This window comes from Streptomyces sp. NPDC002055 (assembly GCF_040296705.1).
GTDB lineage: Bacteria > Actinomycetota > Actinomycetes > Streptomycetales > Streptomycetaceae > Streptomyces.
The window spans coordinates 98,994-123,149 of record NZ_JBEOXS010000019.1; the positions used below are offsets into that span (position 1 = coordinate 98,994).

The 24,156-nt window shown below is 72.9% G+C and carries 22 protein-coding genes; 8 read left to right on the top strand and 14 right to left on the bottom strand.

From position 1 onward, the window contains the following. The first annotated feature begins 277 nt into the window (after window positions 1-277). Genes ABT112_RS14610 through ABT112_RS14625 form a run of 4 tightly spaced genes read left to right on the top strand, consistent with a single transcriptional unit; the run spans window position 278 to window position 3,470 of the window. Window positions 278-1,072, top strand: a complete 795-nt coding sequence (locus tag ABT112_RS14610; protein ID WP_351509320.1) for a putative hydro-lyase — start codon at window positions 278-280, stop codon at window positions 1,070-1,072. Window positions 1,073-1,117: 45 nt separating this feature from the next. Then, the gene (locus ABT112_RS14615) at window positions 1,118-1,882 is read left to right on the top strand and encodes a LamB/YcsF family protein (RefSeq protein WP_351509322.1); all 765 of its coding nucleotides are present in this window, start codon (window positions 1,118-1,120) and stop codon (window positions 1,880-1,882) included. Next, window positions 1,879-2,556, top strand: coding sequence for a 5-oxoprolinase subunit B family protein (locus ABT112_RS14620; RefSeq protein ID WP_351509324.1), 678 nt, complete (start codon window positions 1,879-1,881; stop codon window positions 2,554-2,556). Before ABT112_RS14615 ends, ABT112_RS14620 begins: the two co-directional genes overlap by 4 nt. Next, window positions 2,553-3,470 carry a 5-oxoprolinase subunit C family protein gene (locus ABT112_RS14625; RefSeq protein ID WP_351509326.1) on the top strand — a complete coding sequence of 306 codons (918 nt, stop codon included), beginning with the start codon at window positions 2,553-2,555 and terminating at the stop codon, window positions 3,468-3,470. Before ABT112_RS14620 ends, ABT112_RS14625 begins: the two co-directional genes overlap by 4 nt. A 408-nt stretch (window positions 3,471-3,878) precedes the next feature. Here the strand turns inward: ABT112_RS14625 and ABT112_RS14630 are convergent, their stop codons facing one another. From ABT112_RS14630 to ABT112_RS14660, 7 genes are all read right to left on the bottom strand, one after another. Beyond that, entirely contained in the window at window positions 3,879-5,156 is a 1,278-nt protein-coding gene (locus ABT112_RS14630) for an MFS transporter (RefSeq protein ID WP_351509328.1), read from the bottom strand. Window positions 5,157-5,839: 683 nt separating this feature from the next. Next, window positions 5,840-7,405 carry an MFS transporter gene (locus ABT112_RS14635; protein WP_351509382.1) on the bottom strand — a complete coding sequence of 522 codons (1,566 nt, stop codon included), beginning with the start codon at window positions 7,403-7,405 and terminating at the stop codon, window positions 5,840-5,842. A gap of 65 nt (window positions 7,406-7,470) precedes the next feature. After that, entirely contained in the window at window positions 7,471-8,022 is a 552-nt protein-coding gene (locus tag ABT112_RS14640; protein WP_351509330.1) for a TetR/AcrR family transcriptional regulator, read from the bottom strand. Between the two features lie 347 nt (window positions 8,023-8,369). Then, window positions 8,370-9,353 carry an aldo/keto reductase gene (locus ABT112_RS14645; protein ID WP_351509332.1) on the bottom strand — a complete coding sequence of 328 codons (984 nt, stop codon included), beginning with the start codon at window positions 9,351-9,353 and terminating at the stop codon, window positions 8,370-8,372. 669 nt (window positions 9,354-10,022) lie between these two features. Then, a complete protein-coding gene (locus tag ABT112_RS14650; RefSeq protein ID WP_351509334.1) occupies window positions 10,023-10,229 on the bottom strand; it encodes a hypothetical protein in 207 nt (68 codons plus the stop codon). 655 nt (window positions 10,230-10,884) lie between these two features. After that, the gene (argH, locus tag ABT112_RS14655; RefSeq protein ID WP_351509336.1) at window positions 10,885-12,342 is read right to left on the bottom strand and encodes an argininosuccinate lyase; all 1,458 of its coding nucleotides are present in this window, start codon (window positions 12,340-12,342) and stop codon (window positions 10,885-10,887) included. Between the two features lie 100 nt (window positions 12,343-12,442). After that, entirely contained in the window at window positions 12,443-13,636 is a 1,194-nt protein-coding gene (locus ABT112_RS14660) for an argininosuccinate synthase (protein ID WP_351509338.1), read from the bottom strand. Between the two features lie 291 nt (window positions 13,637-13,927). Between ABT112_RS14660 and ABT112_RS14665 the strand changes: the two genes are divergently transcribed. The 3 genes from ABT112_RS14665 to ABT112_RS14675 are packed head-to-tail and all read left to right on the top strand — an operon-like array spanning window position 13,928 to window position 16,570. Further along, entirely contained in the window at window positions 13,928-15,310 is a 1,383-nt protein-coding gene (locus ABT112_RS14665) for a ferredoxin reductase family protein (RefSeq protein ID WP_351509340.1), read from the top strand. A gap of 4 nt (window positions 15,311-15,314) precedes the next feature. After that, the gene (locus ABT112_RS14670; protein ID WP_351509342.1) at window positions 15,315-15,800 is read left to right on the top strand and encodes an FMN-binding protein; all 486 of its coding nucleotides are present in this window, start codon (window positions 15,315-15,317) and stop codon (window positions 15,798-15,800) included. Continuing rightward, a complete protein-coding gene (locus ABT112_RS14675) occupies window positions 15,797-16,570 on the top strand; it encodes an FAD:protein FMN transferase (RefSeq protein WP_351509344.1) in 774 nt (257 codons plus the stop codon). The genes ABT112_RS14670 and ABT112_RS14675 overlap by 4 nt, the downstream gene beginning before the upstream one ends. Before the next feature lie 96 nt (window positions 16,571-16,666). Here ABT112_RS14675 and ABT112_RS14680 read toward each other — a convergent pair whose 3' ends face one another. From ABT112_RS14680 to ABT112_RS14705, 6 genes are all read right to left on the bottom strand, one after another. After that, window positions 16,667-17,230 carry an arginine repressor gene (locus tag ABT112_RS14680; RefSeq protein ID WP_351509384.1) on the bottom strand — a complete coding sequence of 188 codons (564 nt, stop codon included), beginning with the start codon at window positions 17,228-17,230 and terminating at the stop codon, window positions 16,667-16,669. Window positions 17,231-17,235: 5 nt separating this feature from the next. Next, window positions 17,236-18,429 (bottom strand): acetylornithine transaminase, encoded by a 1,194-nt coding sequence (locus tag ABT112_RS14685; protein ID WP_351509345.1) that lies wholly within the window; start codon window positions 18,427-18,429, stop codon window positions 17,236-17,238. Next, window positions 18,426-19,346, bottom strand: a complete 921-nt coding sequence (argB, locus tag ABT112_RS14690) for an acetylglutamate kinase (RefSeq protein ID WP_351509347.1) — start codon at window positions 19,344-19,346, stop codon at window positions 18,426-18,428. Before argB ends, ABT112_RS14685 begins: the two co-directional genes overlap by 4 nt. Continuing rightward, a complete protein-coding gene (argJ, locus tag ABT112_RS14695) occupies window positions 19,343-20,515 on the bottom strand; it encodes a bifunctional glutamate N-acetyltransferase/amino-acid acetyltransferase ArgJ (RefSeq protein ID WP_351509348.1) in 1,173 nt (390 codons plus the stop codon). Before argJ ends, argB begins: the two co-directional genes overlap by 4 nt. Beyond that, a complete protein-coding gene (gene argC / locus ABT112_RS14700; protein ID WP_351509350.1) occupies window positions 20,512-21,540 on the bottom strand; it encodes an N-acetyl-gamma-glutamyl-phosphate reductase in 1,029 nt (342 codons plus the stop codon). Before argC ends, argJ begins: the two co-directional genes overlap by 4 nt. A gap of 281 nt (window positions 21,541-21,821) precedes the next feature. Further along, a complete protein-coding gene (locus ABT112_RS14705) occupies window positions 21,822-22,193 on the bottom strand; it encodes a VOC family protein (RefSeq protein WP_351509352.1) in 372 nt (123 codons plus the stop codon). Window positions 22,194-22,273: 80 nt separating this feature from the next. Between ABT112_RS14705 and ABT112_RS14710 the strand changes: the two genes are divergently transcribed. After that, on the top strand, window positions 22,274-22,735 hold the full coding sequence (locus ABT112_RS14710) for a MarR family winged helix-turn-helix transcriptional regulator (RefSeq protein ID WP_351509354.1): 462 nt from the start codon (window positions 22,274-22,276) through the stop codon (window positions 22,733-22,735). Window positions 22,736-22,847: 112 nt separating this feature from the next. Here ABT112_RS14710 and ABT112_RS14715 read toward each other — a convergent pair whose 3' ends face one another. Next, the gene (locus ABT112_RS14715; protein ID WP_351509356.1) at window positions 22,848-24,131 is read right to left on the bottom strand and encodes an MFS transporter; all 1,284 of its coding nucleotides are present in this window, start codon (window positions 24,129-24,131) and stop codon (window positions 22,848-22,850) included. Between the last annotated feature and the right edge of the window lie 25 nt (window positions 24,132-24,156).

The window sequence follows — 24,156 nt, forward strand, 5'->3', positions numbered from 1 at the left end:
AGGTGGCCCGAGTGAGAACAAGGCAACAGACTTCTTGTCGGATCGTTCAACGATAACTAGCATGAGATGCGGCTGCCGACCCCGGCGGCATCCCCACCTCGCGCCCGGCCACCGGGCCGGTGACCTGCCGGCCGTACAGCCCGGCGGACCGGTACCGGGCCCGGCCCGCCTCCGGACCGCACCGCGGACCGAGGCGGCACGGGACCGACGGCGGCACCCCCGGGCAGCGGCCGTGTCCGTCCGCGAGGCCGTGTCCTTCCGACAGGAGAGGAACGTGATGACCGCTACCGCCGCCCCCGGAGCACTCACGCCGGAACGGGCCCGCGCCCTCTTCCGGGACGGCACGGCCGCGCCCACCACGGGCTGGTCGGCCGGGTACACGCAGGTCAACCTGGTCTCCCTGCCCCAGGACTGGGCGTACGAGTTCCTGCTGTTCTGCCAGCGCAACCCCACCGCCTGTCCGGTCCTCGACGTCACGGACCCGGGGGGCCACTCCACGCCGCTCGCGCCCGGGGCCGACCTGCGCACCGATCTGCCGCGCTATCGGGTCTGGGAGCACGGCGAACTCGTCGACGAGCCGGACCGGGTCGTGGACCGGTGGCGTCCGGAGCTGGTCACCTTCCTCATCGGGTGCAGCTTCACCTTCGAATCGGCGCTGGCCGAGGCGGGGGTGCCGCTGCGCCATGGGGAACAGGGGCGGAGCGTCCCGATGTTCCGGACCACGGTGGAGTGCCGTCCGGCGGGGCGGCTGCGCGGGCCGATGGTGGTCAGCATGCGGCCGGTGCCCGCGGATCTGGTGGACACCGCGGTCCGCGCGACCGCGCTGATGCCCGGGGTGCACGGCGCCCCGGTGCACACCGGCGACCCGGCGGCCCTGGGCATCGACGCCCTGGACCGGCCGCACTTCGGCGATCCGGTCTCCCCCGCCCCGGGCGACGTCCCGGTCTTCTGGGGCTGCGGAGTCACCCCGCAGGCCGTACTGATGGCGTCCCGCCCGCCGTTCGCCATCACCCACGCACCCGGGTACATGTTCATCACCGACGCACGGGACACGGACTACCGCATAGCGTGACCGGTCGTGAGGACCGGTCCGAGACCCTCGGGAGAACGAAAAGCGATGTCAGGCACAGTCGTCGACCTCAACGCCGACCTGGGTGAGAACTTCGGACGGTGGACCCTCACCGACGACGCGGCCCTGCTGTCGATCGTCAGCAGCGCCAATGTCGCCACCGGATTCCACGCGGGCGATCCCAGCACCATCCGGCGGGTCTGCGATCTCGCCGCGGAGCGCGGCGTACGCATCGGGGCCCAGGTCTCCTACCGGGATCTGGCCGGGTTCGGACGGCGGGCGATGGACGTGCCGCCGGACGAGCTCGCCGACGAGATCACCTACCAGATCGGCGCCCTCCAGGTGTTCGCCCGGGCCGCCGGTGCGGACGTCGCCTACGTCAAGCCGCACGGCGCGCTGTACAACCGGGTCGTCACCGACCGGGAGCAGGCGGCCGCCGTCGTCGCGGGGATGCGGCACGCCGATCCGGCGCTGCCGGTGCTGGGCCTGCCCGGCTCCGCCCTGCACGCCGCCGCGGAGGCGGCGGGCCTGCGGACCTTCGCCGAGGCGTTCGTCGACCGGGCCTACACCGCCGAGGGCACCCTGGTACCCCGGCGGCAGCCGGGAGCCGTCGTCACCGATCCGGACCGGATCACCGCCACGGCGCTCTCCCTGGCCCTCGACGGGAGGACGAGCGCCCTCGACGGGACCGATGTCGCGGTCCGGGCCCGGTCCCTGTGCGTGCACGGGGACACCCCCGGAGCCGTCGCCCTCGCCCGCCGGGTCCGGCAGGCACTGGAGGAGGCCGGGGTCAGGGTGGAGGCCTTCGTATGAGGGTGATCCCGGTCGGGGAGGACGCGCTGCTGGTCGACCTCGACGGTGCCGAGCAGGCGCAGGCGCTGTACGCGGAGCTCCGGCGGCGCGGCGCGGCGGGAGAGCTGACCGGCGTCCGGGAGATCGTGCCCGCCGCGCAGACGGTGCTGCTCCGGGGCGTCGACGCCCCGGAGGGGCTCGCGGCCGAGCTCCCGCGGTGGCGCGTACCGCCGCTGACCCTGGACGAGGGCCCGCTGGTGGAGATCCCCGTGCGCTACGACGGCGCGGACCTCGCCACCGTCGCCGCGCTGTGGGGGGTGGCGCCCGAGGAGGTGCCGGAGCTGCACGCGAGCCATGAACACCGGGTCGCCTTCTGCGGGTTCGCCCCGGGATTCGGCTATATGACCGGGCTTCCCGAGGAGTACCACGTGCCCCGCCGGGACACCCCGCGCACCTCCGTCCCCGCCGGGTCCGTGGCCCTCGCCGGGCCGTACACCAGCGTCTATCCCAGCTCCTCCCCCGGCGGCTGGCAGTTGATCGGCACCACCGGGCTCCGGCTGTGGGACGTGAACCGTGACCCGGCGGCGCTGCTGGCTCCCGGTACCCGGGTGCGGTTCGTCCCGGAGGGCCCGGCCCGGCCGGGTGCGGAATCCGGGGCCGTGCGGCAGCCCGCGCGGACTGCGGGGCGGTCATGACGGGGGCCGGGCTCGACATTCTCCGGGCGGGTGCCCTCACCACCGTCCAGGACCTGGGGCGCTTCGGCCACGCGGCCCTCGGCGTCCCGCGGTCCGGCGCCCTGGACCAGCCCGCGCACCGGCTCGCCAACCGGCTGGTGGGCAACGCCCCCGGGGCGGCGACCCTGGAGACGACCATGACCGGGGTCGCCCTGCGCGCCACCCGTCCCGTCATGGCCGCCGTGACCGGGGCTCCGGCGCCGGTACGGGTCGACGGCCGGCCGGTGCCCTGGGCGGCTCCGGTGCGGCTGCCCGCCGGAGCGGTGCTGGAGGTCGGCGCCGCGTCGGCGGGGCTGCGCAGCTATGTGGCGGTCAGCGGCGGCATCGCGGTGGAACCGGTGCTGGGCAGCAGGTCCACCGATCTGCTCTCCGGTGTCGGCCCGCCGCCGCTCGCGGACGGGGACACCCTGCCCCTGGGCGGGACGTTCGGGCATCCCGCCCCCGCCGACATCGCCCTGTGGCAGGCGCCGCCGCGGGAACTGGTGCTGCCGGTCCTGCCGGGGCCGCGCGACGACTGGTTCACCCCGGCCGCGTGGCACACCTTCACCTCGGCGCGCTTCACCGTCTCCTCGCGCAGCAACCGGATCGGGCTGCGCACCGAGGGGCCCGCGCTGGAACGGGCGCGGACCGGCGAACTCCCCAGCGAGGGCATGGTGCTGGGCGCGGTCCAGGTGCCGCCCGACGGCAAGCCCGTGGTCTTTCTGGCCGATTGCCCGACGACCGGCGGCTATCCGGTCATCGGGGTGGTACCCGAGGCGCATCTCGCCGCCGCCGCGCAGGCCGTACCGGGGCTGCCCGTGCGCTTTGTGACGGCGTCACGGCGCCGGCCGTCGGCCGCGGCCCGCCCGGCGCCCGCTGCGGCGGGGCGGGGCTGAGGGGACTGGACCGAGGGGACCCCGACGACGCAACGGAGGTGAGGCCCGGTGGGCCGCGGGTGAGACCGCGGCCCACCGGGCCGATGGTTTCTCCGGCCCATGGTCTTCTCCGGACGATGGCTTTCTCCGGCCGATGGCTTTCTCCGGTGCAGCGCCGACTCCGCAGCTCAGCAGGGGATTTCAACACACGCTCTCGCGTGCCGCGCCATGTCACACGCCACACGCCGTCCCCGCCACACGCCGTCCCCGCCACACGCCGTCCCCGCCACACGCCGTCCCCGCCACACGCCGTCCCCGCCACACGCCGTCCCCGCCACACGCCGTCGCAGGCCTTCCGTGGACGGAAGGCCTGCGACGTGGCGGCGAGGGAGGCGCCTTGATGAGGAGTCCGAGCGGCTGCTCCGGCTCCTACGCTTCGAGTTCCTGGCCCCGGGTCTCGGGCAGGCCCAGCAGGGCCACCAGCGCGATCACATAGCCGATCGCCCCGTAGATCAGGGCGCTGCCCACCCCCGCGCTGCCCGCGGAGAATCCGACGGCCGTGGGGAAGAACGCGCCGACCGCGCGGCCCACGTTGTACGTGAAGCTCTGCCCGGTGCCGCGGACCGTGCCGGGGTACAGCTCGGCGAGGAAGGAGCCGAAGCCGGAGAAGATGGCCGACGAGCAGAAGCCGAGCGGGAACCCGAGGAACAGCAGCAGGGTGTTGGAGCCCGCGGGGATGTTGATGTAGGCCATCAGCAGACCCGCGCTGAGGACCGCGAAGAGCGCGAAGGACTTCTTGCGGCCCAGGAAGTCGGTGACGTACCCGCCGGTCAGATAGCCGCAGAACGCGCCGGTGATGAGCAGGAAGAGATAGCTGCCGGTGCCGACGACCGTGAGACCCCGCTCGGCCTTGAGGTAGGTCGGCAGCCAGGTGGCGATGGTGTAGTACCCGCCCTGGACACCGGTGGCGAGGAGCGACGCGAAGAACGTCTTGCGGGCCAGGTCGCCCTGGAAGATCGCCGACAGCGGGAGGCGGGTCTCCTCCTTGGCCAGGCGCTCGGCCACCGCGGGGGCGTCCTTGACGTTGCGGCGCAGGTAGAGCAGCAGCAGGGCCGGCAGCGCACCGGTGAAGAACATGACCCGCCAGGCGAGATCGGGCGCGACGGTGTCCATCACCACCGTCGACACGATGACGGCGAGGCCCCAGCCGACCGCCCAGGAGCTCTGGATGAAGGCCAGCACCCTGCCCCGGTAGCGCGCTCGGGCGTACTCGGCCACCAGGACCGCGCCGGCCGCCCATTCACCGCCGAAGCCGAGCCCCTGGAAGGCCCGGCAGACCAGCAGCATCGGGTAGTTGACCGCGAAGCCGCACAGCACGGTGAAGACCGCGTAGGTGCCCACCGTGATCATCAGCGTCCGGACCCGGCCGACCCGGTCGATCAGGACCCCCGCGAGGATGCCGCCGAACGCGGACACCAGCAGGGTGACCGTGGTCAGCAGCCCCGTCTGCGCCTGCGTGAGGCCGAAGTAGGCCGCGATGGCGACCATGCTCAGCGGCAGCACCTGGAAGTCGTAGGAGTCCAGGGCGAATCCGCCGAAGGCCCCCTTGAAGGCGCGTCGGCCCTGGGGCGTGAAGGACCGGTACCACCCGAGGCGGCCGGTCACCTCGTCGGCGACGGGCGGGGAGCTGGTGGGTGTGGCTGTCACAGGGCACCTCACTGGGGAAGGACGGCAGTCCAGGACGGATGCCGCGCCGCGCCGGCGAACGGACGGAGCGGACGCCGTGGCCCCGCCGACGCGGGACACCGACGGCGGGCCGTCGACATGCATCCTGGCATGAGAGACAACGTAGGTATCGTTGAACGATCCCTCAAGAGTTCGGGAAGGATTTCCTCAGCATCGGTTGTGTCACGGCCGCCGCGACGCGCCGGAACGGGGAGCGACCGCTCCGGGGCCGACGCGGCCCGCGCGATGGCCGGCAGGGCCTCCGACCTGGGACGTTGCGGGCACGGAAGCGGAAGCCGACGAGGCGCCTCGGCCGGGTGACGGGCCTGCGACAGGCCGGGGCGGCGTCCGGGCCGATCTTCACCGCCGTCGCGCCCTCGGCGTCACCGCCCCGCCCCAGGCACGGCCACCGCCACGACTTCCAGCACGGAGACATTGAGGAATCGTTCAACACCGATAGAGTGCGGTGTCGGCTCCGCGACGGGGCCCCTGGGCTCCGCTCGGTTCAAGCGCCGTTGCCCGAGCGGAAACGGCCCCGGCCGCTCCCTCGATGCCTCGAAGGAGCGGCCGGGGCCACACTCGCGTCTTCCGACTCCTGCTTCCTGCCCCCTGGCCCCTACCTCCTGGCTCCTGCTTCCCGCATCACTGCGCAGCGAGCCAGGCCGTCAGACCTCCGCTCCGGCGGCCGGGGCCGCTTCCGGCTCGCGGCCGTCGCCCTCGGGCTCATCCCGCTCGCCGTCCTCGAGCTTCTGGCCCCGCAGCAGGAACCAGGCCGCCGCGGCGGTCGCCAGGAGCACGACGGCGCCGAGGCCGGCGGCGATCCGCAGCCCGTCGACGAAGGCCTCCTGCGCCGACGACAGCAGCGCACTCCGCACTCCGCCCGGCAGCCCCGCGGCCACCTCCACGGCGCCGCCCAGCGACTCGTGGGCCGTGGCCGACACGGTCTCCGGCACGCCCGCCGGGGCGGTGAAGCCGCGGTAGACGCCGGTGACCACCGAGCCGAGGAGCGCGATCCCCAGGGCCGCGCCGAGCTCGTACGCCGTCTCGGAGACGGCCGACGCCGCGCCCGCCTGCTCCTTGGGGACGCTGGAGAGGATCACGTCCGCGGTGACGGTGAAGGAGAAGCCCGCACCGATGCCCACCACCAGCAGCGCCGCACCGAGCATCGGGTAGCCCGCCCGCACGTCCAGCAGGGTCAGCACGGCGAGCGCGAGGCCCACCGCGGCCAGCCCGCCCGCGACGACCATCCGCACCGAGAAGCGCCGGGCGAAGGTTCCGGCGACGAGTCCCGCGGACACCGCACCCACCGCGGCGGGCAGTTCGGCGAGCCCGGCCTCCAACGGCCCCCGCATCTGCACGAGCTGGAAGAACTGCGAGAGGAAGAAGACCAGACCGGAGAGGCCCAGAACGGTGAGCAGGTCCGCCAGCACCGCGCCGGAGAAGCCCCGGTTCCGGAAGAGCCGCATGTCCAGCAGCGGCGCCCGGAGGGTGAGCTGGCGCCGGGCGAACACCGCCAGGGCCAGGACTCCGACAAGCCCCGCGGCCACGCCGTCCCAGCGGAGCCCGTGGGCCGCCAGCTCCTTGACGCAGTACACGACGCCGACCATGCCGACGAGGGACAGCGCGACACTGAGCAGGTCCCAGGGGCCGGGGTCGGGGTTCCGCGACTCGGGCAGCAGCTTGGCCCCGACCAGCACCAGGACGGCCATCACCGGAAGGTTGATCAGGAAGACCGAACCCCACCAGAAGTGCTCCAGCAGGAATCCGCCGACCACCGGCCCGACGGCCGCGCCCGCGGACGCCATGGCACCCCAGATGCCGACGGCGAGACTGCGCTCCCGGGGGTCCGGGAAGAGGTTGCGGATCAGCGCCAGGGTCGCCGGCATCAGCGTCGCACCGGCGACACCCATGAGGCCCCGGGCCACGATCATCATCTCGGGCGAGGTGGCGTACGCGGCCAGCGCCGAGAGCCCGCCGAACGCCACCGCACCGATCAGCAGCAGCTTCTTGCGCCCGACCCGGTCGCCGAGGCTGCCCATGGAGACCAGGAGTCCGGCGATGACGAAGGAGTAGACGTCCCCGATCCACAGCAACTGGGTGCCGGACGGGCGGAGATCCTCACTGAGGAATGGCGTGGCCAGACCCAGGACGGTCGCGTCGACCGCCACCAGCAGCACGGCAAGCACCAGGACGGCGAGCGCGATCCAGCGTCCGGGCGCTCCGCCCGGTATCGCACTTCCCCCTCGCTTCCGGCCGGTCGTACCCGAGGCCGACAGACGCTCGGCGGTCTCGCTGCTCACTGCTCCACTCTCCGAATCATTCCGCCGAGCAGCAGCTCGGCGACCAGGTAACCGGCGTCCTTGGACGCCACTCTGCCCTCCTGGACGGTCCAGGCCGAGGCGGCGATCAGGGCGTAGAGCGCCTCGGTCAGCCAGGCGGGGGTCAGGTCGATACGGAACAGGCCCTGCTCCTGCCCGCGCCGGAAGAGGGCGCCGACCCGCTCGTCGATCCGGTTCCAGCCCTCGTCCATGAGCTCGGGCTCGAACAGCTGGTTCTCGCTGTAGAGAAAGGCCAGGAAGCCGGAGACCGGGACGGCCTCGGCGACGAGCCGGCGCACCGCCTCGACCGGGTCCCCCTCGTCGATCCGGGCCGCCGTCACACAGGCCTCCACCTGCCGCACACCGAGTCCGCCGAGCGCCTTCACCAGGGCGTCCCGTCCGGCGAAGTGCCGGTGGAGGGTGGCCCGGCTGATGCCGGCGGCCTTGGCGATCTCGTCCATGGAGGCGGTCGCCTTGCGGCTGAGGAGGGCGGCAGCGTCCCGCAGCACCCGTTCACGATCGACTGACATGAGACGACTCTAACCCGAGTGAGACATCATTGTCTCACGCGATACATAGAAGGCTCCGACGAGGCAGCAGTGTGTGACGTTCGCATGACGGAGGGCGCCGCCGGGGCGGCGCGGGAGGCCGCGCCCTCACGGCCGGGCACAACCTCAGGTGATGACGCGCGCAGGCGTCCGCAGGTTGCCTGAGTCCTGTCGTCCGGCACGAGCCCCGGAACCCCGTCGAGCCCCGGAACCCCTCCGAGTGCCAGGCGTCGCCGCGGCGGGCCGCCGCCCCCGGCCGAGGACACCGAGCAGAGCGGCGGCGCATTCGGCCGGAGCGCCCTCGTGGACGAGGCGGCCGGGGACAGGGATCAGCTCCACGGCAACCGGGACCGATGCCGCCAGTACGCGGCGGGCTCTTCCGCGATCCCGGCGAGCGAGGCGATGTCGCCGTCGTCCAGCCGGAGGTCGGCGGCGGCGAGGTTGGAGGCGAGCTGACCGGGGGTGGCCGCGCCGGACAGGACGGTTCCGGCCCACGGCTCGTGCAGCACCGCCGCCAGCGCCACCGTGTCGCACCCCACCCCCCGCCGCTCGGCGACGCGGGTCACCTCGGGCGGCGCCACCTCGGGCGCGGCCAGCCGGCCGTTGGCCATGGACTCCTTGACGATGACCTGGAGGCCCGCGTCCCACGCCTCGGCGAGCGCCGGGCCGGCCGAGCTCTCCAGCAGGTTCCAGGTGGACTGCACGCTGCGGAAGAGCCGTTCGCCGTCCACCGTCACCTCCAGGGCCGCGCGGATCGCGTCGGCCTGGGCGGGCCCGCTGGTGGACAGGCCGATCGTGACGCCCTCCGCCGCCAGGCGGGCCAGGCGCTCGTGGAGTCCGCGGTCGGTCAGGGCCGGGCTCTCCGGAGTGACGGAGTGGATCTGGTACACGTCGAGCCGGTCCCCCAGAACCGCGCGGGTCTCGGCGTACTGGCGGTCGAACGCCGCCGTGCTGTGGTCCTTGACCTCGTGCACCTCGGCATCGGTGCGCCAGTCGGCGGTGTAGGTGTAGCCCCACTTGCTGCCGACCGCCACGTCCCGGACGTCGGGGCGGCGGCGCAGCCAGTCGGCGAGGAATTCCTCGGACCGTCCGTAGGAGCGCGCCGCGTCGTAGTAGCGCACGCCGCGGGCGTACGCGGCGTCCAGCAGGGCGTGGGTGTGCTCGCGCAGCGCGTCGACCGTGCGCTCCGCCGGAAGGTCGCGGTCGCGCCCGAGGGTGATGTAGCCGGGCCGGCCCACGGCGGCGAGGCCGAGTCCGATACGGGCCGTCGGCGCGGTGCCTCCCGCGCCTCCGGCACGGCGGGCGAATGCCATTCCGGCTCCCTGACGTGCTGTCCGACGGTGGGTTCGCCCGTCACCGTAGCCGATGGCGGCACCCTCCCCCGCAGGTGACGGGCTGTTCCGCGGGGCTGCGGCAGAAGCGGGGAACCGAGTCGTGAGGGCCTGAGGGCCCCCGGGTGCGTGATGTCCCGGATGGTCACACTGCACCCCGGAGCGGTCGCAATAATCACGTGTGGTAGGCGTTCGCCCCATGAGACGCTGGCGGCCGGTCCGCCACGGACGGTCGCCGGGCGTCCCGCCGGAGCGGGCGACACGGCGCGGACGGCCACTCGGCTCTCGCGGCCCGGGAGTTCGGCGCCCGCCGCCGAACCTCACCGTCGATGAGCGGTGATGCCCGGCAGAAGAAAGGGCTTTCCGTTGTCATTGCGATGCGTTCGCCATTGCCGCACCGAATTGGATCGCACCATGCGCACCTTTATCGGAGCGCTGTGCACCACCGCCGGAAAAGCCCTCCCGTCCTTTTCGATTCGCGCCGCACTCAGGGGCGTCGCGCGCCACGTCCGGGCCCCTCGGGGAGAAATGGAGAAGCCCCCCGGAGGCCCTCGGCGCCGGGCCTTCCAGGAGGCTTCCTCTCCCCCTCGCCATGTGGCTTGTCGCGAAAGGCCGCCCGCTCCGTCGGTGAGCCGACAGCCCTGCGGCACCTCACGTCCTCAGCACCGGCCCGGCGAGCAGTCGACCGCCCTGCAGAGCCATGGCCTGCACCGACGCCCCGGCGAGCGCGGCGAAGGACGCGTGGTGGTCATCGGCCGCCGCCGCGGCCGCCGGGAACAGTGCCCGCGCCGCCGCACCCCCGGCCGGCCCGCCTCTCAGCAGCCGCGCAACGGCCGTACGACCGAAAAGCCTTTCCATGACTCCCCCTTCGGTAATTCCCTGAACAGTGACCGTGTATCCCGTCCTCATTGCTGTCTCTCCCCCCATACATGACGGCTCCGGCGACGGACACACTTCTCCCCCGTCCGCACCGGGCACGGGCGTTGGTATTCGTCCGTGGCGCTGCCGTGCTCAACTGGTATTCACTCTAAGGGGAGGCACTGACAATGAGCCCCTCAATTCCGCGGGGCGCGAGCTCGGGGGGCTGTGCGTACGGGTGACCGGGCGGGGACATGCCCGGAATGGGTGGTTCGCGGGCAGCGCCGGCTGAGGTCCGCCCGGAGGCGTGGGGCAGCCCGGACGGAGGCGGGCGGTCCGGGCGTCGCAGGCCTCTGACCAGGTGATTCCACGTGGAGCAACGGTCCGTGGGGGTACGCGGGCCCATGGCGCCCCGGCCGGAGCGGAGCCCTCCGGGGCAGGCCCGGACGTGCCGTGCGGACCGTGCGTAACAGAACAGGAACAGAAGAGAACGGACAGGCGGGAACACGAGGAGCCGGTCCCGCGGAAGGCGCGGGAGGGTGCCGCGCAGAACGGTGTGCGGTCCAGGGCCGGCGGACGGAACGGGCCCCGCTCCGGGCGGTCGTACCGCTCGGAACGGGGCCCTGCGCCGTCGCCGGCCGCGTGGCGCGGCCGGTCAGCCCTTGGCCGCGGCCCACTCCTGCTGCCGGGTCAGATCGGCCTTGACCTCGGCGAGTTGCGCGGCCACCGCCGACGGCGCGGTGCCGCCGCGGCCGCTGCGCGCGGCGAGCGCGCCCGGCACGTTGAGCACCGTGCGGACCTCGGGCGTCAGGTGCGGGGAGATCCTGGCGAACTGCTCGTCCGTCAGCTGGTCGAGCTCGATGCCGTGCGCCTCGCACTCCTTGACGCACTCGCCCGCGACCTCGTGCGCCACCCGGAACGGCACGCCCTGCCTGACCAGCCACTCGGCGATGTCCGTGGCGAGGGAGAAGCCCGCGGGCGCCAGTTCCTCCATGCGCTCCCGGTTGACGGTGAGCGTGGCCATCATCCCGGTGAACGCGGGGAGCAGCACCTCGAGGGTGTCGCAGGAGTCGAAGACCGGCTCCTTGTCCTCCTGGAGGTCGCGGTTGTACGCGAGCGGCAGCGCCTTGAGGGTGGCCAGCAGACCGGTGAGATTGCCGATCAGGCGGCCGGACTTGCCGCGCGCCAGCTCCGCGATGTCCGGGTTCTTCTTCTGCGGCATGATCGACGACCCGGTGGAGAAGGCGTCGTGGAGGGTGACGAAGGAGAACTCCTTCGTGTTCCAGATGATGATCTCCTCGGCGATCTTCGAGAGATCGATGCCGATCATGGCGGTGATGAAGGCGAACTCGGCGACGAAGTCCCGGGACGCGGTGCCGTCGATGGAGTTGCCGGCGGAGCCGCGCTCGAAGCCCAGGTCGGCGGCGACGGCCTCCGGGTCGAGACCGAGCGAGGACCCGGCGAGCGCGCCCGATCCGTAGGGCGACACCGCGGTGCGCTCGTCCCACTGCCGCAGCCGTTCGGCGTCCCGGCCCAGCGCCTGGACGTGCGCGAGGACATGGTGGGCGAAGAGCACCGGCTGGGCGTGCTGGAGGTGGGTGCGGCCGGGCATGGCGACGTCCGGGTGGGCCTCGGCCAGGCCGATCAGCGCCCCCTGGAGGTCGGCGATCAGGCCGCCGATGATCCGGGCGTGGTCGCGGAGGTACATCCGGAAGAGGGTCGCGACCTGGTCGTTGCGGGAGCGGCCGGCGCGGAGCTTGCCGCCGAGGTCGGGGCCGAGCCGCTCCAGCAGGCCGCGCTCCAGGGCGGTGTGCACGTCCTCGTCGGCGATGGTTCCGGTGAACGAGCCGTCGGCGACATCGGCCTCCAGCCGGTCGAGACCGGCGAGCATGCGCTCCAGCTCGTCGGCGGTGAGCAGCCCGGCCTTGTGCAGCACCCGGGCGTGCGCCCGCGAGCCGGCGATGTCGTACGGGGCGAGCCGCCAGTCGAAGTGGACGGACGCCGACAGCTTGGCCAGGGCCTCGGCGGGTCCGTCGGCGAACCGGCCGCCCCAGAGCCGGACGTCACCGGACGCCTTCTCCTGCGACTCCTGCGACTGCGCGCCGTTGCTCAACTCTCTGCTCCTCGTGGCTGGGATAGACGCCCGCCTCCCCACCGGGGGCGGGGAGGCGGGCGGTGGTACGGACGTTACCGCGGGGCGGCGTCGGTCCCCGTCAGGCCAGGTCGCGCTTGGCGGCGATCTTCGACGAGAGGCCGAAGATGTCGATGAAGCCCTGCGCCTTGGACTGGTCGAAGGTGTCGCCCGAGTCGTAGGTGGCCAGGTTGAAGTCGTACAGCGACTCCTCGGAGCGCCGGCCGGTGACGACGGCCCGGCCGCCGTGCAGGGTCATCCGGATCTCGCCCGACACGTGGGCGTTGGCCTCGGCGATGAACCCGTCCAGCGCGCGCTTCAGCGGCGAGAACCACAGGCCGTCGTAGACGAGCTCGCTCCACCGCTGCTCGACCTGCCGCTTGTAGCGGGCCAGCTCGCGCTCGACGGTGACGTTCTCCAGCTCCTGGTGGGCGGTGATCAGCGCGATCGCGCCCGGGGCCTCGTAGATCTCCCGGGACTTGATGCCCACGAGGCGGTCCTCGACCATGTCGATCCGGCCGATGCCCTGGGCGCCCGCCCGCTCGTTGAGCTGCTGGATCGCCTGGAGGACGGTGACCGGCTTGCCGTCGATGGCGACGGGGACGCCCGCCTGGAAGGTGATGATCACCTCGTCGGCCTCGCGGGGCGTGGCCGGGTTCTGGGTGTACTCGTAGACGTCCTCGATCGGCGCGTTCCAGATGTCCTCCAGGAAGCCCGTCTCGACGGCGCGCCCGAAGACGTTCTGGTCGATGGAGTACGGGGACTTCTTGGTGGTGGCGATCGGGAGGTTCTTCTGCTCGCAGAAGGCGATGGCCTTGTCCCGGGTCATCGCGTAGTCCCGGACCGGGGCGATGCACTTCAGGTCGGGCGCGAGGGAGGAGATGCCGGCCTCGAACCGCACCTGGTCGTTGCCCTTGCCGGTGCAGCCGTGCGCCACGATCGAGGCGTTGTGCTTGTGCGCGGCGGCGACGAGGTGCTTGACGATGGTCGGCCGGGAGAGGGCCGAGACCAGCGGGTAGCGGTCCATGTACAGGGCGTTGGCCTTGATCGCCGGGAGGCAGTACTCGTCGGCGAACTCGTCCTTGGCGTCGGCGACCTCGGCCTCCACGGCACCGCAGGCGAGCGCGCGCTTACGGATGACGTCCAGGTCCTCGCCGCCCTGGCCGACGTCCACGGCAACGGCGATGACCTCGGCGCCCGTCTCCTCGGCGATCCAGCCGATGGCGACGGAGGTGTCCAGGCCGCCCGAGTAGGCGAGTACGACGCGCTCGGTCACGGGTTTCTCCTTACGGTGCAAACGCTGATGGGTATAAGTATGCAGCCCTCTGCATGATTCGTCAATGTCGGCCCGTGCGGAGTCGTACCGTCCGGTCGGCCCGCCCGCGGACGCCCCGCCGGGCCCGTTCCCGGACCGCTGTCGGGCCCGTCCCCGGACCGCCGCCGGCCCGCCGGCCATCCGTAACCGGAACCGAATGAGCAACCCGGCCCGCAGTTGCGTACCAGTGGGCGAGCCCCGGCGCCTCGTAACCGTCCCGGGGTGATCCGGGAGGGCGGCACCGTGGCAACGATGCAGATGATTCAGGAGGGCGGCAGGGCCGCCAGACGACGGGCGGAAGCGCGGATGCGGCCACGCCGCTCCCCCGCCACACCCCTGTTGGCCGTGCTGTGGGCCGGGGTGGCGGGCGTGGTGGCGCTCTGGTGGCAGGGCACCACCGCCGTGACGGCCACCGCCGACTGGCTCACCGGCGCGGGGCGGATCACCGGACTGCTGGCCGGCTACTCCACCGCCGTGGTGATCGCGCTGATGGCCCGGGTACCCGCGCTGGAGCGGCGTGTCGGCTCCGACCGGGTGGCCCGCTGGCACGCGATGGCGGGCCGCTACACGGTGTTCCTGGTCCTCGCCCACTTCCTGCTGATCCTCGGGGGCTACGCCGTCGAGGCGGGCACCGGCCTGGTGGAACAGACCGTCACCGTGGTCCTGGAGTACCCCGACATGATCGAGGCCACGATCGGGACGGTCCTGCTGCTGGTCATCGGCGGTGTCTCGGCCGCCGCCGTCCGCCGGCGGCTGCGCTACGAGACCTGGTACTACCTGCACCTGCTGACCTACGCCGCGGTCTACCTGTCCTTCTGGCACCAGCTGTCCACCGGCTCCGAGTTCGCCGCCGTCCCCGCCGCGCAGACCGCCTGGTACGCGCTGTACGGCACGGTCACCGCGCTGGTGCTGTGGTACCGGGTCCTCGTCCCCGTCCGGCTCAATCTCCGGCACCGGCTGCGGGTGGAGTCCACCGTCCAGGAGGCGCCGGGGATCGTCTCGGTCATCATCCGCGGCGAACGGCTGGACAGACTCGACGCGCAGGCCGGGCAGTTCTTCCGCTGGCGCTTCCTGGCCCCCGAGCTGCGCTGGACCTCCAACCCGTACTCGCTGTCCGCGCCGCCCGCCTCCGGCCTGCTGCGGATCACCGTCAAGGAGGCCGGTGACCACAGCGCGGCCCTGGCCGGCCTGAGCCCAGGCACCCGGGTGTGGGCGGAGGGCCCGTACGGAGCCCTCACGGCGGCCCGCCGGCAGCGCGGCCGGGGCACCAAGGTCCTGCTGATCGCCGGCGGCGCCGGGATCACCCCGCTGCGGGCGCTCTTCGAGACGATCCCCGCGGGCCCCGGCGACCTGACCCTGCTGTACCGGGCGCGCAGCCAGGAGGACCTGGCGCTGTGGGGCGAGCTCCAGGCCATCGCCCGGACCCGCAAGGCGCGGCTGCTGTACGCCGTCAACGGCCCGGACGGCGAGCGGCCGGAGATCAGCGCCGAGTCCCTGAGCCGCGTGCTGCCCGACATCGAACGGCACGACGTCTACCTGTGCGGACCTCCCGGCCTGGCCGAGGAGTCCCATGCGGCCCTGCGCGAGGCCGGAGTCCCGGCCCGCCGAATCCACCACGAGTCCTTCGAATTGTGAGCAGATGAAAACGCACCCGATCCGCCGCATTCTGCTGACCAGTGCGGCCACCGTGTCCGGCGTCGTCCTGCTGCTGGCCCTCAAGGCCCCCGGCCTGCCGGGGTCCTCCGCGGAGGCGGGCGCTCCCGCCGCGCAGGCGAGCGCCCCGGCGCAGCCCGGGAACGCCGGGGGCCAGGGGGCCGGGCAGGCCCCGCCGTCGTCCGGAGGGGAGAGCGGCGCCCGGACGGTCACCGGGAAGGCCGTGCGCACCGACTACGGGCCGGTCCAGGTCCGGATCACCCTCTCGGGCGGCCGGATCACCGCGGCGACCGCCGCGCAGGCCCCGTCGTCCAGCCCGAAGTCCAAACAGATCACCGCCAAGGCGGTGCCCCGGCTGGGTGAGGAGGCGGTGGCGGCGCAGAGTGCGGAGATCGACGCCGTCTCGGGCGCCACGTACACCAGCCAGGGCTACCAGGAGTCCCTGCAGAGCGCCCTGGACGAGGCCCGATGACCGACCTCCGGCGCGTGCGCCGGGTCGAACACGCCATGGGGACGGTCTTCTCCTTCGACATCCGCGGTGAGGGCGCGGCTCAGGCCGAAGCGGCGGTGGAGGCGGCGGCGCGCTGGCTGCACCGGGTGGACGAGCTCTTCTCCACCTACAAGCCGGAGAGCGAGCTGAGCCGGCTGTCCCGGGGCGAGCTGACCCAGGCCGAGTGCGATCCGCTGATCGCGGAGGTGCTGTCGCTCTGCGAGTCCGCGGAGGCGCGCAGCCACGGCTGGTTCAACGCCCGCTACGGGGGCCGCCTGGATCCGACGGGGCTGGTCAAGGGGTGGGCGGTGGAGCGCGCCTCGCTGCTGCTGACCGCGGCCGGGGTCACCGACACCTGTATCAACGGCGGCGGGGACATCCAGTTGAGCGGCCGGCGCGATCCGGGCGGCCCCTGGCGGGTGGGGATCAGCGACCCGCTCCATCCGGGCCGGTTCGTGACCGTGGTGGAGGGCGAGGGCGAGCTCGCCGTGGCCACGTCCGGGACGGCGGAGCGCGGCTGTCACATCCTCGACCCGTACACCGGCTCCCCGCCCCGGCACGGGCTCGTCTCGGTCACGGTGCTCGCCCGCGGACTGACCGCGGCGGACGCCTGGGCGACGGCGGCGTTCGCCTGGGGGCCGGGGTCCCGCGAGTGGCTGGAGGAACTGCCGGACGTGGAGGCCTTCGCCGTCACCGCGGACGGGAGCACCTGGTGCACCGCGGGGTTCGGGCAGTTCGCGCCCGTCGCCTGAGGACGGGCGAGGCGTGAGGCGCGCGGGCCGCGGCACGGGCCCGCCAGGCCGGGGGCACGCCTGGCGTGCCCCCGGCGGACTATCGACGGCCGGCGCTCAGCGGGCCTTCTGAGCCAGGCTCAGCAGGTGGTCGGCGAGCGCCTGGCCGCCGTCCGGGTCCCGGCTGATGAGGAGCAGGGTGTCGTCCCCGGCGATGGTGCCGAGGATGACGTGCAGCTCCGCCTGGTCGATCGCGGAGGCGAGGAACTGGGCCGCCCCCGGCGGGGTGCGCAGCACGACGAGGTTGGCGGAGGCCTCGGCGGAGATCAGGAGTTCACCGGCGAGCCGGCGCATCCGCTCCTCCTTGGCCGACTCGCCGAGCGGCGCCTGCGGGGTGCGGAAGCCGCCCTCGCTCGGTACGGCGTAGATCAGCTCGCCACCGGTGTTGCGGATCTTCACCGCGCCCAGCTCGTCCAGGTCGCGGGAGAGCGTCGCCTGTGTGACGGAGAGGCCGTCGTCGGAGAGGAGCTTCGCGAGCTGGCTCTGCGAGCGCACCGGCTGCCGGTTGAGGATGTCGACGATCCGCCGGTGGCGGGCGGTGCGGGTCTGGGGCACGGCCGGCCCTCCCCCGGACTCCGTCTGGGGGGCCTGCCAGTTCTCCGTGTCCTGCGCCTCGGTCATCGTCGTCATTCTCCGGATCGTCGGTCCCCGTGTGCGGCGTCGAGGACGGCCGGGAGGGCCCGGAGGAACGCGTCCGCCTCGTCGTCGCCGAGGATGAGCGGCGGTGCCAGCCGCACCACGTCGGGTGCGATCGCGTTCACCAGGAGACCGGCGTCCTGTGCCGCCCGCTGCACCTGCGGCGCAGCGGACTCGGTGAGCACGATACCCAGCAACAGGCCCGCGCCGCGGACCTGGCCGACGAGCGGGTGGCCGAGCGCCTCGATGCCGGAGCGCAGCCGCTCGCCCGTCCGCTTCACCCGGTCGAGGATGCCCTCGTCCCGGATGGTGTCGAGGACGGCGAGCGCGGCGGCGCAGGCGACCGGGTTCCCGCCGAAGGTGGAGCCGTGCTGACCGGGTGTCAGCAGCTCCGCGGCCGGCCCGAACGCGACGGTCGCGCCGATCGGCAGGCCGCCGCCGAGGCCCTTGGCGAGGGTCACGATGTCGGGCTCGACGCCCTGGGCCTGGTGCTCGAACCAGTGGCCGGTGCGGCCGATGCCGGTCTGGATCTCGTCGATCACCAGCAGCGTGCCGGTGGCCCGGGTGATCTCCCGCGCCGCGGCCAGATAGCCGCGCGGCGGCACGATCACGCCGTTCTCGCCCTGGACGGGCTCGATGATCACCAGCGCGGTGTCGGTGGTGACGGCGTCCCGCAGCGCGTCTGCGTCCCCGTACGGCACATGGGTGACGTCGCCCGGCAGCGGCCGGAAGGGGTCCTGCTTGGCGGGCTGGCCGGTCAGGGCGAGGGCGCCCATGGTGCGGCCGTGGAAACCTCCGGTGGTGGCGACCATCCCGGTCCGGCCGGTCCGGCGGCCGATCTTGATCGCGGCCTCGACCGCCTCGGCACCGGAGTTGGAGAAGTAGACCCGACCGGGGCGGCCGAAGAGCTGGATCAGCCGCTCCGCCAGATCGACCACCGGTTCGGCGACGAAGAGGTTGGAGACATGGCCCAGGGTGGCGATCTGGTCGGAGACGGCCTGGACGACCGCGGGATGGGCGTGTCCGAGGGCGTTGACGGCGATGCCGCCGACGAAGTCGGTGTAGGCCGTGCCGTCGGCGTCCCAGACGGTGGCCCCCTCGCCGCGGACCAGCGGCACGCGCGGGGTGCCGTAGTTGTCCATCAGGGCGCCCTGCCAGCGCTGTGTGAGCTCCTGGTTGGTCATGACTCCCCCTCGGCCTCGGTGCTGTCGGTGCTGCCGTCCGGCACGACCATGGTGCCGATGCCCTCGTCGGTGAAGATCTCCAGCAGGATGGAGTGCGGCACCCGGCCGTCGATCACCCGGGCGGTGTTGACGCCGTTGCGCACGGCGTGCAGACAGCCCTCCATCTTCGGGACCATGCCGCTCGCCAGCTCGGGCAGCAGCTTCTCCAGCTCGGCGGCGTCGATCCGGCTGATGACGTCGTCGCTGTTCGGCCAGTCCTCGTACAGGCCCTCGACATCGGTGAGGACCATCAGGGTCTCGGCCTTCAGCGCGGCGGCCAGCGCCGCGGCGGCGGTGTCGGCGTTGACGTTGTAGACGTGGCCGTCGTCGGCGCTGCGGGCGACGGACGAGACGACGGGGATCCGGCCGTCCTCCAGCAGCGCCCGGATGGCTCCGGTGTCGGTCGCGGCGATCTCCCCGACGCGGCCGATGTCCACCTGCTCGCCGTCGATGTCGGCGTACCGCTTGGTGGCGGTCATGGTGTGGGCGTCCTCGCCGGTGATGCCGACGGCGAGCGGGCCGTGCTGGTTGAGCAGGCCCACCAGCTCCCGCTGCACCTGGCCGGCGAGGACCATCCGGACGACGTCCATCGCCTCGGGCGTGGTGACCCGCAGCCCGGCCTTGAACTCGGAGACCAGGCCCAGCCGGTCGAGGTGGGCGCTGATCTGCGGTCCGCCGCCGTGGACGACGACCGGCTTGAGCCCGGCGTGCCGCAGGAAGACGACGTCCTGCGCGAAGGCGGCCTTCAGCTCCTCGTTGACCATGGCATTGCCGCCGAACTTGATGACGACCGTCTTGCCGTGGTGCCGGGTGAGCCAGGGCAGCGCCTCGATGAGGATCTGCGCCTTGGGCAGTGCGGTGTGCTTGCGTGCGGTCATGAGGAGTACGCGCTGTTCTCGTGGACGTAGTCGGCGGTCAGGTCGTTGGCCCAGATGACCGCGGACGCGGTGCCCTCGGCCAGGTCGGCGGTGATGCGCACCTCGCGGTAGCGCATGTCGACCAGGTCACGGTCCTCGCCGACCGAGCCGTTGCGGCAGACCCAGACGTCGTTGATGGCGACGTTGAGCCGGTCCGGGTCGAAGGCCGCGGAGGTGGTCCCGATGGCGGACAGCACCCGGCCCCAGTTGGGGTCCTCGCCGTGGATGGCGCACTTGAGGAGGTTGTTGCGGGCGATGGACCGCCCGACCTCGACGGCGTCGTCCTCGGTCGCGGCGCCCACCACCTCGATGCGGATGTCCTTGGAGGCGCCCTCGGCGTCGCCGATGAGCTGGCGGGCGAGATCGTCGCAGACCGCGCGCACCGCTTCGGCGAACTCCTCCTGCCCCGGGGCGACCGCGGAGGCTCCGGAGGCGAGCAGCAGCACGGTGTCGTTGGTGGACATGCAGCCGTCGGAGTCGATCCGGTCGAAGGTCGTCCGGGTCGCGTCGCGCAGCGCCCGGTCGAGGCCGGGGGCGTCGACGTCGGCGTCGGTGGTGAGCACGACGAGCATGGTGGCCAGGCCGGGCGCGAGCATCCCGGCGCCCTTGGCCATGCCGCCGACGGTCCAGCCGTCCGCGGACTCGACGACGGCCGTCTTGTGCACGGAGTCGGTGGTCTTGATGGCGATGGCGGCCTTCTCGCCGCCGTGCGCGGAGAGTTCGGCCGCGGCCTTCTCGACGCCCGGCAGCAGCTTGTCCATCGGGAGCCGGAGGCCGATCAGGCCGGTGGAGGCGACGGCGATCTCGCCCGCGCTGTGCCCGTCCGGATCGCTCGCGCTCAGGACCTCGGCCGCCTTCTCGGCGGTGGCGTGGGTGTCCTGGAAGCCGAGCGGGCCGGTGCAGGCGTTGGCGCCACCGGAGTTGAGGACCACCGCCGAGACCCGGCTCCCCTTGAGGACCTGCTCGGACCAGAGGACCGGGGCGGCCTTGACGCGGTTGGAGGTGAAGACGCCCGCGGCGGCCCGGCGCGGCCCGGTGTTGACGACGAGCGCCAGGTCCGCACCACCGTTCTCCTTGATTCCGGCGGCGATGCCCGCCGCCGTGAACCCCTGTGCTGCCGTGACGCTCACGGTGCGACTCCGATCATGGAAAGTCCCAGCTCCTCGGGGAGTCCGAGGGCGATGTTCATGCTCTGCACCGCGCCGCCCGCAGTGCCCTTGGTCAGGTTGTCGATGGCCCCGATGACGACCACGCGGCCCGCCGCGGTGTCCAGGGCGACCTGGAGCTGCGCCGCGTTGGAGCCGTACACCGCGGCGGTCGACGGCCACTGGCCCTCCGGCAGCAGGTGCACAAACGGTTCGTCGGCGAGCGCCTTCGCGTACGCCTCGCGCAGCCGGGCCTCGGTCGTGCCGGGCTTCGCCTTCGCCGTGCAGGTGGCGAGGATGCCGCGGGGCATCGGCGCGAGGGTCGGGGTGAAGGACACCGAGACCGGCTCACCGGCCGCCGCGGAGAGGTTCTGGATCATCTCGGGGGTGTGCCGGTGGACCCCGCCGACCCCGTACGGGCTCATGGAGCCCATGACCTCGCTGCCCAGCAGATGCGGCTTGGGCGCCTTGCCCGCGCCGGAGCTGCCGGACGCGGCGACGATCACGGCCTCCGGCTCGACGAGCCCGGCCGCGTACGCCGGGAAGAGCGCGAGGGAGACGGCGGTCGGATAGCAGCCGGGGACCGCGATGCGGCGGGCACCGCGCAGCGCCGCGCGGGCGCCGGGGAGCTCGGGGAGGCCGTAGGGCCAGGTGCCCGCGTGCGGGGAGCCGTAGAACCTCTCCCAGTCCTCCGCGTCCGCGAGCCGGAAGTCCGCACCCACGTCGATGATCAGCACCTCGTCGCCGAGCTGCTCGGCGACGGCGGCGGACTGCCCGTGCGGCAGCGCCAGGAAGACCACGTCATGACCGGCGAGGGTGTCCCCGGTGGTCGGCTCCAGCACCCGGTCGGCGAGCGGCAGCAGGTGAGGCTGGACGGCGCCGAGCCGCTGACCTGCGTTGGAGTTCGCCGTCAGGGCGCCGATCTCGATCTGCGGATGCCCGAGCAGAAGACGCAGGAGTTCCCCTCCCGCGTACCCGCTCGCTCCGGCCACCGCTGCCCGCACTGCCATCGAAACCTCCTCATCGATGGCATGACTATACGGAATGCGGCAGCTTTATGCAATGAATATGCGGGGGCCCTCGAACATGCGGCGCCCCTCCGGACCGAATACGACCGGGCATTCCCGTTGGCCGGCGAGTGTTGCGCTCGGCCAGTTGAGCGCACCCCTGGGCGCCCGGCGGGATCGGCGCGCCGGGCGCTTGCGAGGCCCCACCGCCCCCTCACCCCTCAAGCAGCCGGGTGCCGGCGGGGAACGCGAGGGGTCACCCGGAGGGCCGACGACGGTTTCGATCAGCCTCCGTGCGCGGTGAGCGCATACCCCTCCGGCCCCTCGAAGGAGAACTTCGGCCCGAAGGGACTGCCCGCCATCGGCTCGAGGATCTTGACGCCGGCGGCGACGAGCCGGTCGTGGAGCTGATGAGCATCCGGAGTCCGGAACCAGAGCACCACGCCGAGGCCCGGCCGCGGGACGTCGGCGAGGTCGACACCCGGGAGGAGCTCGCGGACGGCGAACGGGCTCGGCTCGGTGTCGAACACGACCGCATGCGGGGGCGAGACCGCGGCCCGGCGCAGCCCCAGGCGCTGCTCGCAGAAGGCCGCCGCGGCTTCCAGGTCGTGAACCTGCAGGGCGACGAAGTCGGGCCCGGCAATGGCGAATGACACGAGTTTCCCTCACTCTTCTATGTCAGGACTTTGACATAGGGAACCTAGGGTGCCGGGATCACCTATGTCAAAATGCTGACATGAACGAGAGTGTGCCGACCGAGCCGTTCCGTCCCTCGGACGACGTCACCCACCACGTGGGGTACCTGCTCAAACGCGCCCAGGCCGCCCTGCGCGGCGCGATGGACAAGGTTCTGCGCGAGCACGGGCTGACCGTGCCGCAGTACGCCACTCTCGAACTGCTGGCCCTGCACCCCGGCATGTCGAACGCCGACCTCGCCCGCGCGACCTTCGTCAGCCGGCAGTCCGGGAATGTCGTCCTGCGGGGCCTGCAGGACGCGGGACTGCTCACCCGCCCTGCCACCGCCGATCACGGGCGGGCACGGCCCGCCCGGCTCACCGAAGAGGGCCACGCACGTCTCGCCACGGTCCAGGCCGCCGTGTACGCCGTCGAACAACGCATGGTCGAAGCGATCCCGCCCCAGCGCGTCGCGACACTCCTCACCGACCTCGACCGCATCGCAGCGGCCCTGGAAGACTGACCCGCCCAGCCGGTGCGAAGGGCCTGATGACGACAGTGACGGTTGCGTTGGCGTCGAGGCGGGCTCTGCCGGCCCGACCCTGCAGGGTGCGATCGCGCGGGCGGATGCCGGTTCAGGTCTCGGAGGCGGTTGCCGCCGAGGCCCGACGGGGCGGCGGGGTGGCCACGGGGAGCTCGCGCAGCTTGCGGACGGGGGAGCGGAAGACCGGGAAGAAGGCGCAGGCCATACAGATCGCGCCGGCACCGACGGCCACGCGTACGCCTGCCGTCTGGCCGATGAGGCCGCCGAGAGCGGAGCCGATCGCCAGGGCTCCGGTGAGCAGGAATCGGAAGGTGGCGTTCATGCGGCCGAGCAGCGGATCCGGCGTCATGTGCTGACGCAGCGTGACGCCGAGGACGTTGGCGATGCCCGTCTTGGCCATGGTGAGAAGCCATCCGGCGCCGGCCACCCAGAGCCACGGTCCGTCGTCGACGAGGGCGACGGCGAGTGCGGCGGGTGAGAACCAGAGGCCGGCCAGTCCCAGGGTGCGCCCGTGGCCGAGGCGGGCGGCGAGGCGGCCGGCGACACCGGCGCCGAGCAGAACGCCCAGGGCGCCGGCCGCCCAGTACGCCCCGAGCGCCCCGGCGGGCAGGTGCAGTTCGCGGACGAAGAGCACGGGCAGCATGGCATTGATCATCTGCGCGCCGAGGTTGCTGAGGGCCGCGGTGAGCGCCAGCGCGCGCAGCTCGCGGCTGCCGAGGACATGGCGCAGTCCCTCCGCCACCTCGGCGCGCAGGCGTTTCCGGCCGGCCGGTGCCGCGGCAGGGGCGTGGCACCGGCGGATGCCCGTCAGACCGGCGGCGGAGGCCAGGTAGGCGATGGCCCCGCCGAGAATCGCCAGGGGCGCCGTGCAGAGCTGGACCAGGAGGCCACCGGCGCCGCGGCCGGCGATGCCGGCGCCGGCCATCAGGCTCACCAGGACCGTGTTCGCCGGCACCAGGCGTTCGCGGCCGACCAGTTCGGGCAGGACGCTCTGCGAGCCGACATCGAAGAACACCGTGGCGCAGCCGGTCAGCAGCACCACCACGTACAGCTGCGGCAGCGACAGCACCCCCAGCCACCAGGCGACGGGGATCGAGGCGAACAGCACGGCGCGGGCGGCGTCGGCGGCCACCAGCACCCGGCGGGCGTGCAGTCGGTCCACCCAGGCTCCCGCGGGCAGTCCGACGACAAGAAAGGCGGCGGTGGACAGCGCGGCCAGCGCACCGGCCTGGCCGGGGCCCGCACCGAGGGTGGTGACGGCGAGCAGCGGAATCGCCACGTAGCCGACATCGCTGCCCAGGTGGCTGAGGGCGCCCGCGGCGAAGAGCGTGCGGAAGTCGCGCAGCCGCCAGGGGGAAAGGGATGCTTCGGTCATGTGCCGTACCGTGCGCGGCCGTTGA

What these genes read in the sequence shown, in the direction of transcription:
- ABT112_RS14675 (WP_351509344.1), top strand. Translation starts at nt 15,797, where the DNA reads ATGACCGACCTCCGGCGCGTGCGCCGGGTCGAACACGCCATGGGGACG.
- ABT112_RS14710 (WP_351509354.1), top strand. Translation starts at nt 22,274, where the DNA reads ATGAACGAGAGTGTGCCGACCGAGCCGTTCCGTCCCTCGGACGACGTC.
- argC (WP_351509350.1), bottom strand. Translation starts at nt 21,540, where the DNA reads ATGGCAGTGCGGGCAGCGGTGGCCGGAGCGAGCGGGTACGCGGGAGGG.
- ABT112_RS14680 (WP_351509384.1), bottom strand. Translation starts at nt 17,230, where the DNA reads ATGACCGAGGCGCAGGACACGGAGAACTGGCAGGCCCCCCAGACGGAG.
- ABT112_RS14645 (WP_351509332.1), bottom strand. Translation starts at nt 9,353, where the DNA reads ATGGCATTCGCCCGCCGTGCCGGAGGCGCGGGAGGCACCGCGCCGACG.
- ABT112_RS14715 (WP_351509356.1), bottom strand. Translation starts at nt 24,131, where the DNA reads ATGACCGAAGCATCCCTTTCCCCCTGGCGGCTGCGCGACTTCCGCACG.
- ABT112_RS14610 (WP_351509320.1), top strand. Translation starts at nt 278, where the DNA reads ATGACCGCTACCGCCGCCCCCGGAGCACTCACGCCGGAACGGGCCCGC.
- ABT112_RS14665 (WP_351509340.1), top strand. Translation starts at nt 13,928, where the DNA reads ATGCAGATGATTCAGGAGGGCGGCAGGGCCGCCAGACGACGGGCGGAA.
- argB (WP_351509347.1), bottom strand. Translation starts at nt 19,346, where the DNA reads ATGACCGCACGCAAGCACACCGCACTGCCCAAGGCGCAGATCCTCATC.
- ABT112_RS14625 (WP_351509326.1), top strand. Translation starts at nt 2,553, where the DNA reads ATGACGGGGGCCGGGCTCGACATTCTCCGGGCGGGTGCCCTCACCACC.
- ABT112_RS14640 (WP_351509330.1), bottom strand. Translation starts at nt 8,022, where the DNA reads ATGTCAGTCGATCGTGAACGGGTGCTGCGGGACGCTGCCGCCCTCCTC.
- ABT112_RS14685 (WP_351509345.1), bottom strand. Translation starts at nt 18,429, where the DNA reads ATGACCAACCAGGAGCTCACACAGCGCTGGCAGGGCGCCCTGATGGAC.
- ABT112_RS14615 (WP_351509322.1), top strand. Translation starts at nt 1,118, where the DNA reads ATGTCAGGCACAGTCGTCGACCTCAACGCCGACCTGGGTGAGAACTTC.
- ABT112_RS14670 (WP_351509342.1), top strand. Translation starts at nt 15,315, where the DNA reads ATGAAAACGCACCCGATCCGCCGCATTCTGCTGACCAGTGCGGCCACC.
- ABT112_RS14650 (WP_351509334.1), bottom strand. Translation starts at nt 10,229, where the DNA reads ATGGAAAGGCTTTTCGGTCGTACGGCCGTTGCGCGGCTGCTGAGAGGC.
- ABT112_RS14620 (WP_351509324.1), top strand. Translation starts at nt 1,879, where the DNA reads ATGAGGGTGATCCCGGTCGGGGAGGACGCGCTGCTGGTCGACCTCGAC.